The organism is Pusillimonas sp. T2, from assembly GCF_002236805.1.
Taxonomy (GTDB): Bacteria; Pseudomonadota; Gammaproteobacteria; order Burkholderiales; family Burkholderiaceae_B; genus Neopusillimonas.
In genome coordinates this window covers 296,034-315,244 of sequence record NZ_NIQA01000004.1, presented here as the reverse complement: position 1 = coordinate 315,244, position 19,211 = coordinate 296,034, and the positions used below count along the sequence as shown (strand labels likewise).

Genomic DNA, 19,211 nt, shown 5'->3' with positions numbered 1-19,211 from the left:
GCATTAGCGCTGCATCGCCGCCCAGGCCTTTTGCAAGCGCTTGACGGACACCGGCATCGGTGTACGCAGCTCTTGGGCAAACAACGCAACTCGCAGCTCTTCAAGCATCCAACGAAAATCCGCAAGTTGCGCATCGGGTTGCCCTTTAAGTGCCGTCACGGCCCGCTGATACTGCACCAACAAAGGCGCCATCTCGCTCATCAGCCGACGATCGCGCGAGGGGTCGGCACGCAGTTTGTCGATACGCGCCTGCACTGCCTTGAGATAGCGCGGAAAATGCGCTAACTGCCCATAAGGCGTAGCCCGAACAAAGTGTTTGCACATTAACTGAGACAGTTGCGACTGGATATCGGCGTAAGTGTCGGCATGTGCCTTGGCTTGAGGCAGTTTTTTCTGCACGGCTGCCCATTCGGCCAGAATCTGCCCTGCCAACCGCGCAATTTCCTGAGCCAGCAAACCCAACCTGTTTTTGCCCTCTGCCTTGCGCTGGTTAAATGCAGCTTGATCATCGGGCCACGGCTCGGCCAGACAAGCCTGCTCAAGTGCGCAATCGATAATCTGGTCTCTAAGTTCTTCTTGAGTCCCCAGGCTGATGAACAGCATGCTCATCCGGGTCAGGTCATTCAGATTCTTTTCCAGAAACTTGACCTGCTCTTTAAGCCCTAGCCGGAACAGGCGCAGCAAGCCCATACGATGGTGGGCGCGCGCTTCGGCCGGATCATCGAAAACATCGAGATCGCAGTGCGTTTGCCGATCGACCAGCGCGGGGTAGCCAATCACCGACTGACCTTTGCGACGGATTTCCATGATTTCGGGCAACGGCCCGAATGTCCAATCAACCAGTTGATCCTGGGCCAGGGCCTGAGCCACACCCTGATCTCGAGCCGCCACTTTCTGGAACGACGCCTGCGCCTCTTTGCCATGCTCGGCCTTAAGCTGATCGAGATTGCGCCCCCCCGAGAGCATCCGGCCATGCTCATCAACCACCTTGAAGTTCATGAACATATGAGCCGGCAAGGTTTCGAGCTTGAAGTCGGCCCGCCCCGGCCTGACTTTGACCTGCGCCCACATGTCGGCCGCGATAGCGTCGAGCAAACTCGCTCGCCCGTCGGGTTCGTGCTCGAACCAGCGGTCGCAAAATGCAGCGGCGTAATCGGGCAACGGCACACAATGACGACGTAATTTTTGCGGCAGCGACTTAAGCAACAAATGTACTTTTTCTTTGAGCATGCCGGGCACCAACCACTCGCAGCGCTGCGGGTCGACCTTGTTCAACGCAAACAAAGGCACCGTGAGCGTAACGCCGTCGCGGACCGAGCCGGGCTCAAAGTGATAGTCGAGCGCCATCTCGACGCCGTCCCATTGCACTGACTTGGGAAAAACATCGGTGGTGACCCCTGCTGCATCGTGCTGCATTAACGCATCGCGCGTCAGCAGCAACGCCTTGGCCTGCCCGGCATCGAGCCCCCGGACCCATTTTTCCAGAGTCGCGGTCTGAAACACATGCTTGGGAATATGCTGGTCGTAAAACGCATAAATAAGGCCGTCATCAACCAGAATATCCGGACGACGCGACTGATGTTCAAGCTTTTCGATTTTTTGAATCAGCGCGCGGTTCTCGCGAACAAACGCGGCGTTCGTCTCGATATCACCGGTCACCAGGGCATCACGAATAAAAATCTCACGTGCTTGAACCGGGTCGATTTTGCCGAAGTGCACGCGCCGACCATGATAAATGGGCAGCCCGTAAAGCGTAGCGCGTTCGTTGGCCACCACTTGACCGGCTTTCTTTTCCCACCGAGGGTCAGACCAGCTACGCCTAAGCAAGTGTTCACCGACCTTTTCTACCCAGACCGGATCCACGCGGGCGACACAGCGGGCGAACAAGCGCGAGGTTTCGACAAGCTCGGCCGCCATAATCCAGCGCCCGGCTTTACGCGCCAACGGCGACGACGGGTGAATCGTGAACCGGATATCGCGAGCGCCCTGATAAGTCGTGGTCTCTTCGCTTTTTAACCCCAGGTTACCCAGCAGCCCCGACAACAGCGCCTTATGCAACTGTTCGTAGGTCGCCTCGGTTTGATTGACGCGCCAGCCTTGCTCACCCACGATCGCAGCTAATTGGCTATGGACGTCGTGCCATTCACGCAGGCGTATGGGCGACAGATAGGTTTGACGCAATGTGGCCACCAGCTTGCGTTGCGATGCCTTGTGCGCCACCTGCTCTTCGTACCAGCGCCATAGTTTCAGATACGAAACGAACTCCGACTTATCGTCGCGAAAACGCGCATGGGCCGCCTCAGAGGCTTCACGCTCGGCCATTGGCCGATCGCGGGGGTCCTGCACCGACAGCGCCGACGCAATGATCAGCATTTCTGCCAGACACTGCTCATCGCGCGCCGCGAGAATCATGCGGGCGATACGTGGATCGACGGGCATGCGGGCAAGCTCACGCCCCACCGCAGTCAGTTGATTGCGTTCATCGAGCGCCCCCAGCTCTTGCAACAAGTGATAGCCATCGGCCACGGCTCGCCCGGAGGGCGCCTCTACAAAAGGAAAGGTCTCGATGTCGTCAAGCTTGAGCGCCTTCATACGCAAAATGACGGCGGCCAAAGACGATCGCAGGATTTCTGGGTCGGAAAATGGCGCCCGACGTTTGAAGTCTTGTTCGTCGTACAAACGAATACACACGCCAGGCCCGATACGGCCGCATCGCCCAGCGCGTTGGTTGGCCGATGCCTGACTGATGGGCTCGATATGGAGCTGTTCAACTTTGTTACGCCACGAATATCGCTTGACACGCGCCAAGCCCGAATCGACCACGTAGCGTATACCCGGCACCGTCAACGAGGTTTCGGCTACGTTGGTCGCCAGCACCACCCGTCGCACATTACCCGTTGGCTTGAAAATTTGCTCTTGCTCGGCCTGCGACAAACGAGCAAACAAAGGCAAGACCTCGACAGGCCCTGGATGATTTTTGCGTAAGGCCTCGGCGCTTTCGCGAATCTCACGCTCGCCCGGCAAAAAGACCAAAACATCGCCCATGCCATGCCGCGCGCATTCGGCCACGCCTTCTACAACGGCGTCAATCAGATCGCGCTCTTCGTCTTGAGCCGAACGCGCCTTGTTATCGTCGTTGACATCATCGCGATCATTTTGGACGGGCCGGTACAGAATATCGACGGGATACAAACGACCCGATACTTCAATGACGGGCGCGGGCTTGCCTTTATGCGCAAAATGCTGGGCAAACCGCTCAGCATCGATGGTGGCCGATGTGATGATGAGCTTTAAATCGGGGCGCTTGGGCAACAGCTGACGTAAAAACCCAAGCAGGAAATCAATGTTCAGACTGCGCTCGTGGGCCTCGTCAATGATAATGGTGTCGTAGCGACGCAGTAACGGGTCGCGCTGCGATTCTGCCAGCAAAATACCGTCGGTCATCAGCTTGATGGCTGCGTTGGGCCCCGTGCGATCGCTGAAACGGATTTGATACCCGACCCAGTCGCCCAGCCCTGTGCCCAGCTCTTGTGCAACCCGCTTGGCCACCGAGGTGGCCGCCAGGCGTCGGGGCTGGGTATGGCCAATCATTTTGCCCTGCCCCCGCCCAAGCTCAAGGCAAATTTTAGGCAATTGCGTTGTTTTTCCCGAACCTGTCTCGCCGCAAACAATCACCACTTGATGATCGCCGATCGCCCGCGCGATATCGGCCCTTCGGCTGCTGACAGGCAGGTCTTCGGGGTAATGAATAGGCGGCAATGGCCGTGGCGTAGCCTGCGGTTTGTCTTTGTTTACCGACAAATCTGGGGTGTGTTGCATGAAAATTCTTATAAAAGGTCAGTCGATCATTATAATTTTGACCTGAACCAAAACAACCGGGACTCAACACCACCCCTTATGGCTGATAACGAAGCAGAACCCCTTTCCGCTCAAGATGCAACTCATTTTGCACCGGCGCAGTTTGTGCGCTGGTTTCGCGAAGTGGCGCCTTATGTTCACAACTTTCGCGGAAAGACGTTTGTCGTCGCCTTCGGCGGGGAGCTGGTCAACGATGGTGCGCTTAACAATCTGATCCAGGATTTGTCCCTATTATCAGCGCTGGGTGTACGCCTGGTGCTGGTGCATGGGTCGCGCCCCCAGGTCAACGAACAGCTCAAGCTTAAAGGGTTTGCCACCCGGTTTGGCCGAGGCATGCAACCTACCGACGCACCCGCACTCGAGTGCGCCAAGGAAGCGGCGGGCGAAATACGCCTGGATATCGAAGCAGCCTTCAGCCAGGGCCTGCCCAACACGCCCATGTCCCATGCGCAAATCCGGGTCATTTCGGGCAATTTTGTGACGGCGCGCCCGGTGGGTGTGGTCGACGGTATCGACTACCAACACACCGGTACGGTTCGCAAACTCGATACCGACGCCCTGAAAGCCGTACTGTTTCAGGGCGCCATCGTCCTGCTCTCGCCCTTGGGTTTTTCGCCCACAGGCGAAGCATTTAACCTGGCCATGGAAGACCTGGCCACCAGCGTTGCCATTGCCTTGCGCGCCGAAAAGCTGATTTTTCTGACACAAAACCGCACGGTACTGAACCCGGACGGCTCTGTCGATACCGAACTGGCCCGCGAGGACGCCGACGCCCTGCTGGCCGGCGGCACGCTTGACGAAGATACCGCCGCTTTTCTTAGCCATGCATCGCGGGCCGTCAAAAGGGGCGTAGCGCGGGCTCACCTGTTGCCTTACACCCTCGACGGCAGTGTATTGCTCGAAATTTTTACCCACGACGGCGTAGGCACCATGGTGGTCGAAGACACACTCGACGACCTGCGCCCGGCTACCATAGACGACGTCGGCGCTATTGTTCGGCTGATCGATCCGCTTGAAGCCGACGGCACACTGGTACCACGCGGACGCGCCGTTATCGAGCGCGACGTTGAGCAATTTACGGTTCTTGAGCACGACGGGGTTATTTATGGCTGCGTGGCACTCATTCCATACCCCGAAGAACGCATGGCCGAAATGGCCTGCCTGATCGTGCATCCCGAATGGCAGGGCGAAGGCGAAGGCGAAATCTTGCTACGCCACACCGAATCGCGCGCCCGGGCCATGGGCGCCCGTCGCCTGTTCGTGCTCACCACCCGAACTTCACACTGGTTCATGAAACGAGGTTTCACCCAGGGCGGTGTTTCCGACCTGCCCAAAGAGCGTCAGGCGCACTACAACCGGTCGCGCAATAGTCTGGTTTTCATCAAGAAACTGTAAGGTGCGAGGCCACGCCGCTATAGGTACAATGGCCCCAATTGCTAACTGTATTTAAAGGTAGGTTCGACGTATGACACGCATGGTGAACTGTGTAAAACTGAAACGTGAAGCCGAAGGGCTAGCCGCACCGCCATACCCCGGCGAAATGGGCGTACGCATCTGGCAAAGCATCTCGAAAGAGGCCTGGGAAATGTGGATTCAAACCCAGACTCGCCTGGTCAATGAAAACCGTCTGAACCTTGCTGACGCCCGTGCACGCAAATATCTGGCCCAGCAAATGGAAACGTTCTTGTTCGAAGACGGCAACGTTGAGGCCCAAGGTTACGTTCCGCCTCCACAGTAACGCGGCAAGCCGTCAAAAAAACGCCCGGTTGGTAAGCCAACCGGGCGTTTTTTATTGGCACGTTCGGGCGCACTTCAAACCCGAGCAGGCCGGGTTACCCTCAGGCGTCGGCGTCGTCTAAAGATTCGCCACGCGCAATACGCTCGGTTGCCTTGACGCCGGTATGACGAACATCGTCTCCGTGCACCATGTAAATGACGCGCTCGGCCATGTTTTTAGCATGATCGCCGATGCGCTCAAGCGAACGCGCAATAAAAATCAGGTCGATCGAACGCGAAATGGTGCGTGGATCTTCCATCATGTAGGTGATGAGGTGACGCAAGGCTGCCTTCCATTCTTTATCGACCTCTTTGTCGCTGCGAACCACCGTAGCGGCATGAACAGCGTCATCACGTGCGAATGCGTCTAACACATCACGGATCATGGCCACCACATGGTTGGAAATGTGACGCAACTCGACGGCTGGCATATAACGCGACTCGGCCTCGTGCAGGCGACGGGCCATTTTGGCGATTTTTTCAGCTTCGTCGCCGCAGCGCTCCATGTCGGTCAACATTTTTGAAACCGACAACAAGAGGCGTAAATCGACCGCGGCAGGCTGATTGCGGGCAATCAGCAAACCAATACGTTCGTCGATTTCGACTTCAAGACGATTGACATCGCGCTCTCGCTCGCGGACCTTGTCGACCAGACTGAGCTCACCCGTCACCAAGGTTTCCATTGCCTCTTGAATCATCGCTTCGACAAGCCCCCCCATTTGCAGAAACGAGGAACGGGTCAGCTCGAGTTCTGAGGAGAACTGTTTATTGGTGTGCTCGGACATATCGACCTTCTAACGGAACTCGACAACGCGTGCCGCTTGGCCCGCGTTGTCTGGATTGGCAAAAACTACCGGATACGTATCAAGGGTACACCCAAATTGCGACAGTTTTATGACCTTGTCATAAACCCTTGGGCTTAAGCTGAACGACGCCCGATTGCGTTGACATTAATGCGACAGTTGCCGGAGAAATAGCAAACAAACCACACGTGACCACGCCCGGGATATTGTTCACCTGGGCCTCTAATGCTGCCGGGTCGGTAATGCGCAAACCTGCAACATCAAGAATGATGCATCCGTTGTCCGTCACGAAGCCTTCGCGCAAGCGCGGCTCGCCGCCAAGTGCATGCAAGCGACGCGCGACCACTTCACGCGCCATCGGGATGACCTCGACAGGCAGCGCAAATGCACCCATGCATTCGACCAACTTGGACTCGTCGACAATACAAACGAACTGATCTGCGACAGAGGCCACAATTTTTTCGCGTGTCAGCGCCCCGCCCCCACCCTTGAGCATGTGCAGGCCATGATCGATTTCATCGGCGCCATCGACATAAACAGGCACTTTAGAGACATCGTTCAGATCGAACACTTTGACGCCGTGCCCTTGCAGGCGGGCAGTACTACGTTCGGAGCTGGAGACCGTACCCAAAAAACGATCTTTGTGCTGTGCCAGCGCGTCGATGAAAAGGTCGGCGGTCGAGCCAGACCCGATGCCCACGATGACGTCGGGGCCAAGCATCGGCAAAACGTAATCAACAGCCGCTTGCGCGACGTTTTGTTTAAGTTCTTGTTGTGTAAGCATGAATTACCCCAAAGCTTCTGAATATTTTTTCTCTGAGAACCCGAACATGACGGGCCCGGTGGCGGGAACCAGCACCGGCCGCTTCACCAACGTAGGCGCTTGGGCGATCAGCGCCAGGAAGGCTTCGGGTGTGTTGGCGGCCTTGTCCGTGTCAGACAAATTGCGCCAGGTGGTCGATGCCCGGTTGATGAGCTTTTCCCATCCGCCGGCCGCCTGAGCCCATTCGACCAGGGTAGCCGACGGCACCGGGTTATCACGATAGTCGACAAACGTATAAGCCACGCCATTGGCTTCGAGCCATTTTGTAGCTTTGACGCAGGTACTGCACCGCTTCAGTCCATAGATCGTCACGGGGGTTGTCATTTTGCTTCTCCGCGCCATTGCAAGCGATTAGCCACAATGACGAAAATGCCGACGACCAGGATGAACAGCGTCGCCAGTGCGTTGATTTCGGGTTTAAGCCCCAGGCGTACTCGCGAGAACACCTCGAGGGGCAAGGTGGTGTAGCCCGGCCCCGACAAAAACGAGGCAATCACCACGTCGTCAAGCGACAGGGTAAAGGCCAGTAGCCAGGCTGCCAACAATGCCGGTGCAATCAGCGGCACCGTTATCAAGAAAAAAACCCGCACTGGCGTAGCCCCCAGGTCGAGCGCCGCCTCTTCGAGCGAGCGATCGAGGTCGCGAATACGGGACTGAATCACGATGGCCACATACGCCACGCACAGGGTAACGTGCCCGACCCAGATGGTAAACATGCCGTTTTCGGCCGGCCAACCAAATAGTTGCCCCATTTCGACAAACAGCAGCAGCAACGATATCCCCAACACGACTTCGGGGATGACCAGAGGAGCGCTAAGCATGCCGATGTAAAGCGTAAACCCGCGAAAGCGCCCCATACGCGCCAGAACATAACCCGCCCATGTGCCGATGATGACGGCGGCGGTTGCGGTTAGCGCTGCAATCTTGAGTGATAAAAACGCGGCGCCCAACAACGCGCGGTCGTTGAAAAGCTCGACATACCAACGAAACGAAAACCCGGACCACGAAGTCATGAGCGCCGAATCGTTGAAAGAGAACACCATCAAGCAGGCAATGGGCACATAAAGGAAAGCGTATCCGACAGTGAGCGAAATAGCGCGTAAGGTTCGGTTAGGCTGCATCTTTACCCCCGTTGCCAACGTTCATCTGCTGGAGCTGATTGCGTTGGAAAATGACCAACGGCACCAGCAAGATAGCCACCATGACAACCGTCACCGCTGCAGCCATCGGCCAATCTGTATTGTTGAAAAACTCTGTCCACATGACGCGCCCCATCATCAGGGTATCGGCTCCCCCCAGCATTTCAGGGATGACGTATTCGCCAACAGTGGGAATAAACACCAGCATCCCGCCGGCAATCACCCCCGGCAATGACAAGGGCAAGGTCACTTTAAAAAACGCTGTCCAGGGCTTCGCGCCCAGGTCATAGGCCGCTTCGAGCAAACGACGATCAAGCTTTACCAAGTTGGCGTAAAGGGGCAAGATGAAGAAAGGCAAGTATGCATAGACCAGTCCGATATATACCGCCAGATCCGTGCGATAAATTTCAAGGGGCGCGTCAATCACGCCCAACCACAATAGAAAGTTGTTCAACAAGCCATCGTTGCGCAAAATGCCCACCCAGGCGTACACCCGCAATAAAAGCGACGTCCAGAACGGCAAGACAACCGCCAGCAACAACAGATTGCGCACACGCGGGCTGGATTGCGCAATGTAATACGCCATCGGGTAGCCGATCAGTACGCAACACATCGTTGTGATGGCCGCGACCTTAATAGAATTAAGGTAAGTGGCAATGTACAGGCTGTCGGTGAACAGCAGGTAGTAAGCGTTAAGGTGCAGCCCCAACCGTAGCGTAAAGTCTTCGAGTTCGGCTAACGGCGTGTAGGGCGGAATCCCGAAACGCAGGTCGGCAAAACTGATCTTGAACACCAGCAGGAACGGCACCAGCAGAAACAGTGCCATCCAGAGGAACGGGGGCAGGATGGCCAGCCGCCTTGTCAGCAACTGGCGAGGCCAGGCGGGCAGCGACTTCATGATGGCAACACCGTAGCGCTGTCACCCGACCAACTGACGTACACCTCTTCATCAACGGCAGGCGCCTGCGATTGCTCAAGCACAACACCAGGTACGTTAGCTTCGAGGATGAAACCCGAATCGAGACGGATTTGATAACGCACATAACTGCCCATCCAGGCAACGTGACTGACGTGGCCATGGGCCCAGTTGCCCTCGCCCAATGGTTGCTCGACCGACACCCGAATGTTCTCGGGACGGATCGAAATATGCACGTCCATGCCCAAAGGCTCACTGACTCCGTGCGATACAAACAAAGGGCGACTGAGCTGATCGCTTTCGATGACGATATGGTCGGGTTCATCGACGGTAATACGACCGTCGAACAGGTTGGTAGACCCGATAAAACCAGCAACGAACTTTGAGTTGGGGAACGCATACACGTCTTGCGGCGTGCCGCACTGAATAATCTGGCCTTCGGTCATGACCGCCAAACGACCCGCCATGGTCATGGCCTCTTCCTGATCGTGCGTGACCATGATGCAGGTCACGCCGACCTGCTCAAGAATCTTGACCAGTTCGACCTGAGTTTTCTGACGGATTTGCTTGTCGAGTGCCNCCTGAGTTTTCTGACGGATTTGCTTGTCGAGTGCCGACATGGGCTCGTCGAGCAGCAACAACTTGGGCCGCTTGACGAGGCTGCGCGCCAACGCAACCCGTTGCTGTTGCCCGCCCGAAAGCTGATGCGGCTTGCGGCGTGAATACGCCGCCATCTGCACTAGGTCAAGGGCCTCGAAAACCCGCTCATGTATTTCGTTGCGCGGCACCCCTTCCTGTTTCAGCCCGAACGCCACATTGGCTTCAATGCTCATGTGCGGAAACAAGGCATACGACTGGAACATCATATTGACCGGACGGCGATACGGCGGCAGCGCAGTGATATCTTCGTTATCGAGATAAATGCGGCCAGAAGTCGGTTGCTCGAAACCGGCCAGCATGCGTAGTAAAGTAGACTTGCCGCAACCCGAGCTGCCCAGCAGCGCGAATATTTCGCCGCGCTTTACCGAGAGGTTGACTGACTGAACAGCCACCGTGTCGCCAAAAATTTTGACCACGTCCTCGACGCGAACGAACTCATCGGTGTCTGCCGACCAGGTGGTGCCTGCACTGCGATTATCTGTCATGGTTAACGGCCTGATTTCAAGGCTGCCCACATCCGGGTCTGGATGCGCTTGGCAACTAGGGGCTGGGATTTGATCACAAATAAAGTGCGCGCCACTTCAGGCGGCGGGTAAATCATGGGATTACTGGCCACTTCGTCGACCACAAATGCGCGCGCCGACTTATTGGCATTCGGATAAAACATTTCGTTGGTTATGGCCGCATGCACTTCGGGCGTTTCAATGTAATTGATGAAGGCATGCGCTTCGTCGACATTGCGGGCATCGGCGGGAATAGCCATGGTGTCAAACCATGCCGGTGCCCCACCCTGCGGAATGACATAATCAATTTCGAACGGCTTGCCGGCCTCTTTGGCACGCTGACGCGCAATCATGACATCGCCCGAATACCCGTAAACGAGGCACAGGTCGCCCGACGCCAGCTCATCGATATAGCCAGACGAGCTGAATTGGCGAATGTAGGGACGAATACCCTGCAAAACCGTCATAGCGGCCTCGTAGTCGTCGGTACTATGACTGTTGGGGTCTTTTCCTAAATAGTTCAGAACGGCTGGAAACACCTGCGCCGCTTCATCGAGCACCGAAATGCCGCATCCGCGCAGCTTCTGAGCGTACTCGGGCTTGAAAAGAAGGTCCCAGCTGTCGAGAGGGACATCCGGCCCCAGAATTTCGCGTATTTTGGTCACGTTAAGACCCAGGCCATTAGTGCCGTAGCCCCAGGGAATTAAATACTCGTTACCCGGATCGACCGCAGCAACAAGCGCCATGATGTCGGGGTCAAGATGCTTGAGGTTGGGCAGTTTCGACTTGTCGAGCTTTTGAAACAAGCCCGCCTGCAACTGGCGCGCTGCATAGTGGGTAGAGGGCACAACAATGTCGTACCCCGACTTGCCGGTCAGCAACTTGGCCTGCAGGGTGTCGTTACTGTCGTAGACGTCGTACCTGACACGAATGCCGGTCTCGCGCTCGAAACCCGGAATCGTATCGGGCGCGGTGTATTCTGCCCAGTTATAAATGTTCAGCACCTGGCCGACAACGGCCGGTGAGCAACACGCCAATGCCAGCGACAAGACAACTTTTGCAACCGAGTTAAAACCCATTAGCGACAAAACCCCGACGACAAAATTGAACAAAAGGCGTGATGATAGCGCCTTTTTATTTGAAAAATGCGGTATTCAAGCGGTCGCGAGTTGCCAATAGGCCACGTTGACGGCCTGCCAGAACCGCTCGCCCTGCTGTGCGGCCACTTTGACCAACGAACGACGCAGCCGCTGCAAGTTTGCGTTACGCAGAGCGCGCGACATACCCCTGGATTCGCCCCGGTCAAAATCAATAACCCAGACATGCCCGGCCGCGTTGAGCAAGATGTTAAAGGCATTTAAATCGGCATGCCAGACGTCTGCATCGTGAATTTTTAGAACGGCAGCCGCAACGGCAACGGGGTCTGCCTGGGCGAGACAATCGGCCAAAGGCATAACGTGCGGGATTCGGGCCACGACAATGGCGGCACGATACGTAAGCCCATGCCTCCAGTAGGCCGCTGCAAGCGGCTGGGGCACTGGCAAACCCTGGCGGAACATCGTGTCGAGCAAACAAAATTCGGCAAAGGCACGGGTCCGTCTTGCCCCCTGCCATAGGTAACGATTTTTGCTGAACTTGGCGACCAACCCACCGCGCCTGTAATGACGCAACAACGCAGCCCCCATGGGCCCGTCGATAAACCAAGCCGATTGCCGGCCGCCGGACTGAACAGGCTGGGCGTGCAGCGCCGGGTTGGCCGGGTCGAAAAGCCCAACCCACGACGCTGTTTGATCGAGCGATAAACCCGAAACATTTACGACAGGCCCGGCCGACGCAGAGACGCCAAACCCTTCAGGCTTGAACATACCCTCGAGGTGCTTGGAAAACCGCATCGCACCGCCGTTAAACGGCATGTCGAACCAGTGGTTGCCAGGGTTGTGCATGATGTCTTGAATACTGAAGCAAAGATTAGGGTTTAGGCTATGGCACGCAAGGACAATAGCGGGGGGGTACGCAACACGCCACGTAACGCAAGTGCCCCGGCGAACAATGCTGCAGCAATACCCACTAAAAGCCCAACAGCCCAAGGCCACAGCGGCCAGGTGAACTGGATGTCAATAACGTGAACCGCTACAGCCCAGCCGATTGATAAGGCACCAAAGGCGGCCAGCATACCGGACAAACCCCCGACCAGCACCAGCTCAACGGCCATCGCAATCGAAAGCTGTCGGGAATTGGCCCCTAACATTCTGAGGATGGCTACCTCGCGCATCCGCTCATCTCGTGTTGAAAAGAAAGCGGCAGCCAGAACCAACACGCCGGCGGCAATAGTAAACACAAATAATATTTGTACGGCCTGCACAACCTGATCCAGAATGAATTTAAGTTGGGTCAGCATGGCGCCAACATCGAAGACCGTCAGGTTGGGAAAATCGCGCACCAGGTCTTGTACGAACGCTCCCTGCCGGGACGACAAATAGAAAGAAGTAATGTACGACGTCGGCGCATCAGCCAATGCAGCCGGCGACATCAGCGCGAAGAAATTGACATCGAAGGAGTCCCACTTGACCTCGCGTAGACTGGTCACGACGACGGACACAATCTGACCCGCCACATCAAAGTCGATTCGATCCCCCAAACCAACGCCAAGCGTATCGGCTACGCCCGACTCGAGCGAGACTTCGTTGCCTTGAGGATTGAGCCATTTACCGGACAACAACCGATTACTGTCGGGCAAGGTCGACCGATAAGACAGATTGAACTCACGATCGACCATGCGTTGCGCGCGCGGGCTGTCGTATGACGTGGAGTCGACCTGCTTATTGTTAATGGCAACCAGACGTCCCCTGACCATAGGCGCAAGTTTTGCCTCGGCGATACCAGACTGTGTCAGGGCCGCTTGTACGACATCGCGTTGGTCGGGCTGAATATTGATTAAAAAGGTATTGGGTGCATTAACAGGCAGTGCATTTTGCCAGCCTTGCAGCAAATCGGTGCGGGTAATCGCCAGCAACAGCAAAATCAGCAAACCCACCGACAAGGCGCATACCTGCGTCACCACTAATGACTTGCGCCTGGCCAGGCCGGCAAGGGCAAACCGCAACACCGAAGGCGTACCCATTTGGCGGCGAAAATAACCCAATGCACTGACGCCTACCCAGGCAAGCGCTGCGCAGAGCCCTAACATCAGCAACACACCGCCGACAATAACCAGGCTTAATTTAAAGTCGCCCGACACCCACATGGCCAACAGGAAAAAACCGACTAGCCCAAGCAAATAGGGTGCCGCCCGATAACGCAGCTGCGCCGCAGACGCTTGGCGCAATACGCGCGCAGGCGCGACACGCCCTAACTCGGCCAGAGGGGCCAGCGCAAAACCAAGCAGCAGCAACAAGCCGGTCATAAACCCCTGCCCCGCCGGCTTGAGCGAGGCGGCTGGCAGCGGGGTGTCGAAAAGCACCCCCACCAAAGTCACCAACACCTGGTGGACGCCATAGCCCAAAACCACGCCCAGCCCGGATGCCAAGACGCCAAACACCAGAAACTCGGTCAATAACGCCCCCTGCAATTGGCGGCGTGACGCCCCCAGACACCGCATAATGGCGACGCCATCGTGGTGGCGCAGTTGGTAGCGCCGCGTGGCCAACGCAATAGCCACGGCCGCAATCATTACCGTAAGCAATGCCACAAGCATCAGAAACTGGTGGGCGCGCTGCAATGACCCCCTGACTTCGGGGCTGGCATCGTCTATTGTCTTGAGGCGCTGCCCGCGCGCCAGTGAGGGCTCGAGCCAACGCTTGTAATCGGCCAGCGCACTGCCCTGCCCCGCCACCAGCAGCCCGTAGCGGGCGCGACTGCCCAACCCCAGTAACCCCGTAGCGTCGAGATCGTCGAGGTGGATCATGACGCGCGGCGCGACGTTGACAAACTGCACGCCGCGATCGGGCTCGTACGCGATAACCCCCGAAACCGTCAGGGATAAGTCGCCGACATCCAGGCGATCGCCTGGATGAAGGGAAAGCAAACTGAGAAGCTGAGGGTCGACCCAAACCGAACCGGGTGCCGGACCGCTTTGCGCAGGTATATTTTTTTGATCGCCGATGTCGACCCGCAACCCTGGATAAAGCGGGTACGTATTGGACACAGCCCTAACTGAAGCCAGGCGAACGCCCTGCGCGTTGCCGACCATTGATGGGAAAGAAACCGTTTGCGCTGTTTCGAGGCCCGCGGCTTGCGCACGCTGGATGACTTCGGCATTGATCGGCGCATCGGCTTCGAGGGCCAGGTCGCCCCCCAGCATTTGCACCGAATTTTGGCCTAATGCCTGCCCAACGCGATCGGCCAGAAAGCCAACGCTGGTGACTGCGACAACCGCAATGACCAGCGCAATAAGCAAGACATGTAATTCACCGGCTCGCCAGTCGCGTTTGAGTGCCGAGAGGCCAAGAGTGAATGCGGAGGCTTTACCGGAACGCTGAGACATGTCTGTTAAACCCTGGACATCAAGAAAAAGCCGCATCGCGTAAACGCGTGATAGCCGCATCGATACGATCGACCGGCCAGACCTCGAGACCTTCGATCGGTTGTCTGGGCGCGTTGGCTTTAGGAATCAGGGCTACGCTGAACCCCAGCTTGGCCGCCTCTTTGAGGCGCTCTTGTCCACGAGGCGCCGGCCGGATCTCTCCGGCCAAACCTACTTCGCCAAAGGCCACCAGGCCCTTAGGCAAGGGACGGTTATGTAACGATGACAAAATCGCCAGCAAGACGGGCAAATCGGCAGCAGGCTCGGTAATTTTTACACCGCCCACCGCGTTGACGAAGACATCCTGGTCATGAGTAACCACACCGGCATGACGATGCAGCACCGCGAGCAACATAGCCAAACGCGTCCCTTCAAGGCCCACGCTCAAGCGTCTGGGATTGGGCGCATGGGCCGTATCGACCAACGCCTGAATTTCGACCAGTAACGGGCGGGTGCCCTCTTGAGTGGCCATGACACAAGAACCGGCAACACTTTGATCGTGCTGAGATAAAAACAATGCCGACGGATTGCTGACCCCTTTGAGACCACGATCGGTCATGGCAAACACGCCCAGCTCGTTGACTGCGCCGAAGCGATTTTTAATGGCGCGTACCAGCCGAAACGAGGAGTGCGAATCGCCTTCGAAATAAAGTACCGAATCAACGATGTGCTCGAGAACCCGCGGCCCCGCCAACGCGCCCTCTTTGGTGACATGCCCGATAAAGACAATCGTGATGCCTGTTTGCTTGGCCAACCGCGTCAGTTGGGCGGCACATTCGCGCACCTGAGATACCGACCCAGGCGCCGCCGACAGATCAGGAGAATACAGGGTCTGGATAGAGTCTATGACGGCCACGGCCGGCTTTTTATCGGTCAGCGTCGCCATAATGGCGTCAAGACGAATTTCGGCCAGCAAGCTCACCTTATCCGTTTCCAGCTCCAGGCGGCGGGCACGCAAAGCCACTTGTTCGGCGGATTCTTCACCAGTGACATACAGCACCGGCACCGCATGTGACAACGACACCAACGCCTGCAATAACAGCGTCGATTTACCGATGCCCGGGTCGCCGCCAATGAGCACGACAGCCCCAGGCACCAACCCACCCCCCAGAACACGATCGAACTCGGCAATACCCGATGGTTGACGAGGCAGCTCACGCGCCTCGATGTCGGCGAGGTTTTGCACGGGGCTGGCGCCTGCCAAAGAAGCAAACCGATTCGTACCAGCCGGCGCTTCGATGGATTCGACCAGCGAATTCCATGACCCGCAATGCGGGCACTTGCCCTCCCATTTGAGACTGGATCCCCCGCACTCGTTGCAAACAAATGTTGTTTTGACTTTTGCCATAGTGATGCCGGACCCTAGCTCTGCCGCCCGGCCAGGCTACTTCCCCCGTCAACCCCCAGAACCTGCCCGGTAATGAAAGAAGATTCGGCAGAAAGCAGGAACAGCACGGCAGCCGCGACGTCGGCAGGCTGCCCCAGGCGCTTTAGCGGCACCGAGGCGATAGCTTTCTTTTCGGCGTCGCTGCCTACCGGGTTTTGCTCGCGAAAGGTTTGAGTTTCGATGGGCCCAGGTGATACGGCATTCACTGTGATCCCGTACTCGGCAAGCTCGAGCGCCCAGGTTTTGGTGCAACCGATCAAGGCGTTTTTAGCCGCCGAAAAACTGGTTTGATTGGCCGCGCCATGAGCGCCAGACCCACATATATTGATGATACGACCATCGTGGCGCGTTTTCATTGACGCTACGAACGCCTGAACAACCTGCACCGCAACCCGTACGTTCAGGTCAAACACGGTATAGAGCGACGCCAGGTCAACCTCGCCAAGGGGCTCGGCCCGAATAACCCCGACATTGTTGACGATGGCATCGACGGGATACTTTTCGCGGATCATGCGCAAAATGTCTTCGGTTTCACCGGCGTTGCTTAGGTCGCAAGAGTACAAATACCCCGGAAAATCGATGTCTTGAGTATTGCGCGCCAAACCCACCACATGACAGCCCATATCGGCCAGACGTTGGCTGATGGCCCAGCCTATGCCACGCGTTGCACCAGTTACCAGTACGCACTTGTTTTTCACGGTCTGTCCTTGTCGGGGTTGGGTTTCAGGAAATCACCACTTTAGGCACGCGCGGCGCCACCGCGCATAATAGTTCATAGCCGATCGTGCCGGCGGCCGCCGCCACTTCATCAACACCGGGGCCGCCTTCTCCCCACAATACGACCTCGTCACCCACAGAAGGTTCAGACACCGGACCTAAGTCGACGGCCAGCATATCCATGGAAACCCGCCCCAGAAGCCGAGTTCGAGTCCCTTTGACAACGACCGGCGTACCAGTAGTGGCGTGCCGTGGATAGCCATCGGCATAGCCGCAAGCAACCACCCCTACACGCATGGGCTGATCGGCCACAAATATATGGCCGTAACCAACGCCCTCGCCTGCCTGTATGTTGCGTACGCTGATGAGTTGCGAGCGCAGCGTCATGCCAGGTCGCAAACCCAGGCTATGGCTGGACTGATGCGCAAACGGCGATGAACCATAAAGACAAATACCGGGACGCACCCACTGTGTGGGTGCGTCGGGCAACGACATCCAGTAGTCGGGCGTGAGCGTTGCAGCAGAATTGCACATACTGACCGGACCCGGCAACGCATCGGTGACATGCCGCAGCACACTGATTTGCTTTTGCGTCAGGCTGTCACGTTCGTCGGCACGTGCGAAGTGCGTCATTTTGCCCATAGTGCCTACGACACCTTGCTTGTGCAAGGCGACCACACGCTGCCATGCCGCCGTGAAGGCGTCCGGTGCAAACCCAAGACGATTCATACCGGTGTTTAACTTAAGAAACACATTAACAGGGTTTTTTACCGATGCACCCGCCAGCATGTCAATTTGATCAAGGCAATGCACCGTGGCGTCGAGCGAGTACTGGCTGAACAGGTTAATATCGGAGGCGTTAAAAAACCCCTCCAGCATCAAGATTGGCTTGGTCCAGCCTTTTTCGCGACAAACAATAGCTTCGTCAACATCGAGCATGGCCAGGCCATCGGCCTGGGCAAATGCACTGACTGCGTTTTCGATGCCATGCCCATACGCGTTGGCCTTGATCACGGCCCAGATTTTTGGGCGACTACGATTGTGGTCGATGCTGATACGATTGAGCTGGTCGTGTATAACAGCCAGGTTATGAGTTAAAAACGGCAACGAAATCGTTGCCGAAATTGGACGTGGCATAACTTCCCCCTAATACCGAAAGTCTAATCCAACTGACGGGCGTTCGCTTGGCGTCCTGTAAAAATTCAAAACAATTTTCATGGCGGTCGATCACTACGAAAACTTCCCGGTAGCTTCAATACTGATGCCGCGCCATCTGCGTGGCGCCGTCGTCGATATCTACCGGTTCGCCCGATCGGCCGACGACATTGCCGATGAAGGCGATGCCACGCCACAAACACGCTTGCAGGCTCTTGATGACTACCGGGCGGCGCTAGACCGAATCGCGCAAGATATAGCCATAAGTCATGCCGTCGATACCCCAACGCTCAACGGCGGCGCTCATGGCTTTTCTGGCGGGCTGGACGCGGTGTTCGTGCCCCTGCGATCCACCATCCGTCGGCATCGCCTGCCGCTGCAACCCTTCTACGACCTGCTTTCCGCCTTTTCACAAGACGTACAAGTAACCCGCTACCCCGACGACGAGGCGCTATTCGACTACTGCCGGCGCTCGGCCAACCCAGTGGGACGGCTCATGTTGCACCTGTATGATGCGGCAACAAGCGAGAACCTGTCCGCCTCCGATGCGATCTGCACCGGCCTGCAGCTGACCAATTTTTGGCAAGACGTTGCTATCGACTGGCAAAAAAGCCGGGTGTACTTGCCGCAGGCACACTTGCAAGCCTTCGGTGTCACCGAAACACAGATTGCCGAGGGACAATGCGATGCCGCCTGGCGGGCGCTCATGCGCCAGCAGGTCGCCCAGGCGCGCAGCCTGTTGAACCAAGGGCGCAAACTGCCCGAGCGACTGCCCGGCCGGCTCGCGCTCGAGTTACGCATGATCATCGAGGGCGGTTTACGTATCCTTGAGCGACTAGACGATTTAAACTACGACATATTCAATCATCGGCCCACCCTGAAAATGCGCGACTGGCTCGTCATTTCGGCACGGGCCCTTGCGCGCCGAAAGGCGCCAAATTACTAAGTCACG

The 19,211-nt window shown here is 56.9% G+C and carries 16 protein-coding genes; 3 read left to right on the top strand and 13 right to left on the bottom strand.

Annotation, left to right across the window (positions count from 1 at the left end):
- Nucleotides 1–3 precede the first annotated feature (3 nt).
- Nucleotides 4–3,819, bottom strand: a complete 3,816-nt coding sequence (gene hrpA / locus PuT2_RS09605; RefSeq protein ID WP_093970809.1) for an ATP-dependent RNA helicase HrpA — start codon at nt 3,817–3,819, stop codon at nt 4–6.
- 78 nt (nt 3,820–3,897) lie between these two features.
- Here hrpA and argA point away from each other — a divergent pair, with 78 nt between their 5' ends.
- Together argA and PuT2_RS09595 are read left to right on the top strand one after the other, a co-directional pair.
- Nucleotides 3,898–5,253, top strand: a complete 1,356-nt coding sequence (gene argA / locus PuT2_RS09600) for an amino-acid N-acetyltransferase (protein WP_093970808.1) — start codon at nt 3,898–3,900, stop codon at nt 5,251–5,253.
- 70 nt (nt 5,254–5,323) lie between these two features.
- Nucleotides 5,324–5,596: an oxidative damage protection protein gene (locus tag PuT2_RS09595; RefSeq protein ID WP_093970807.1), complete on the top strand. Its 273-nt coding sequence runs from the start codon at nt 5,324–5,326 to the stop codon at nt 5,594–5,596.
- Nucleotides 5,597–5,696: 100 nt separating this feature from the next.
- On the opposite strand, the gene phoU is transcribed toward PuT2_RS09595, so the two are convergent.
- From phoU to alr, 12 genes are all read right to left on the bottom strand, one after another.
- Nucleotides 5,697–6,419, bottom strand: a complete 723-nt coding sequence (gene phoU, locus PuT2_RS09590) for a phosphate signaling complex protein PhoU (RefSeq protein WP_093970806.1) — start codon at nt 6,417–6,419, stop codon at nt 5,697–5,699.
- Nucleotides 6,420–6,537: 118 nt separating this feature from the next.
- Nucleotides 6,538–7,221 carry a ribose-5-phosphate isomerase RpiA gene (gene rpiA, locus PuT2_RS09585; protein ID WP_093970805.1) on the bottom strand — a complete coding sequence of 228 codons (684 nt, stop codon included), beginning with the start codon at nt 7,219–7,221 and terminating at the stop codon, nt 6,538–6,540.
- A gap of 3 nt (nt 7,222–7,224) precedes the next feature.
- Nucleotides 7,225–7,584, bottom strand: coding sequence for a Spx/MgsR family RNA polymerase-binding regulatory protein (locus PuT2_RS09580; RefSeq protein WP_093970804.1), 360 nt, complete (start codon nt 7,582–7,584; stop codon nt 7,225–7,227).
- Nucleotides 7,581–8,381: an ABC transporter permease subunit gene (locus PuT2_RS09575; RefSeq protein WP_093970803.1), complete on the bottom strand. Its 801-nt coding sequence runs from the start codon at nt 8,379–8,381 to the stop codon at nt 7,581–7,583. Before PuT2_RS09575 ends, PuT2_RS09580 begins: the two co-directional genes overlap by 4 nt.
- The gene (locus PuT2_RS09570) at nt 8,371–9,297 is read right to left on the bottom strand and encodes an ABC transporter permease subunit (RefSeq protein ID WP_093970802.1); all 927 of its coding nucleotides are present in this window, start codon (nt 9,295–9,297) and stop codon (nt 8,371–8,373) included. The genes PuT2_RS09575 and PuT2_RS09570 overlap by 11 nt, the downstream gene beginning before the upstream one ends.
- A complete protein-coding gene (locus PuT2_RS09565) occupies nt 9,294–10,460 on the bottom strand; it encodes an ABC transporter ATP-binding protein (RefSeq protein WP_093970801.1) in 1,167 nt (388 codons plus the stop codon). The genes PuT2_RS09570 and PuT2_RS09565 overlap by 4 nt, the downstream gene beginning before the upstream one ends.
- Nucleotides 10,461–10,462: 2 nt before the next feature.
- Nucleotides 10,463–11,557 (bottom strand): polyamine ABC transporter substrate-binding protein, encoded by a 1,095-nt coding sequence (locus tag PuT2_RS09560; RefSeq protein ID WP_093970847.1) that lies wholly within the window; start codon nt 11,555–11,557, stop codon nt 10,463–10,465.
- 75 nt (nt 11,558–11,632) lie between these two features.
- A complete protein-coding gene (locus PuT2_RS09555) occupies nt 11,633–12,421 on the bottom strand; it encodes a 3-deoxy-D-manno-octulosonic acid kinase (RefSeq protein WP_254046987.1) in 789 nt (262 codons plus the stop codon).
- A gap of 32 nt (nt 12,422–12,453) precedes the next feature.
- Nucleotides 12,454–14,961 carry an ABC transporter permease gene (locus PuT2_RS09550; protein ID WP_093970845.1) on the bottom strand — a complete coding sequence of 836 codons (2,508 nt, stop codon included), beginning with the start codon at nt 14,959–14,961 and terminating at the stop codon, nt 12,454–12,456.
- Nucleotides 14,962–14,980: 19 nt separating this feature from the next.
- On the bottom strand, nt 14,981–16,348 hold the full coding sequence (gene radA, locus PuT2_RS09545; protein ID WP_093970800.1) for a DNA repair protein RadA: 1,368 nt from the start codon (nt 16,346–16,348) through the stop codon (nt 14,981–14,983).
- 14 nt (nt 16,349–16,362) lie between these two features.
- Nucleotides 16,363–17,085, bottom strand: a complete 723-nt coding sequence (locus tag PuT2_RS09540) for an SDR family oxidoreductase (RefSeq protein WP_093970799.1) — start codon at nt 17,083–17,085, stop codon at nt 16,363–16,365.
- A 25-nt stretch (nt 17,086–17,110) separates the two neighbouring features.
- Nucleotides 17,111–18,241 (bottom strand): alanine racemase, encoded by a 1,131-nt coding sequence (alr, locus tag PuT2_RS09535; protein WP_093970798.1) that lies wholly within the window; start codon nt 18,239–18,241, stop codon nt 17,111–17,113.
- A 79-nt stretch (nt 18,242–18,320) separates the two neighbouring features.
- Between alr and hpnC the strand changes: the two genes are divergently transcribed.
- Nucleotides 18,321–19,205 (top strand): squalene synthase HpnC, encoded by an 885-nt coding sequence (gene hpnC, locus PuT2_RS09530; protein ID WP_093970797.1) that lies wholly within the window; start codon nt 18,321–18,323, stop codon nt 19,203–19,205.
- The last annotated feature ends 6 nt before the right edge of the window (nt 19,206–19,211 follow it).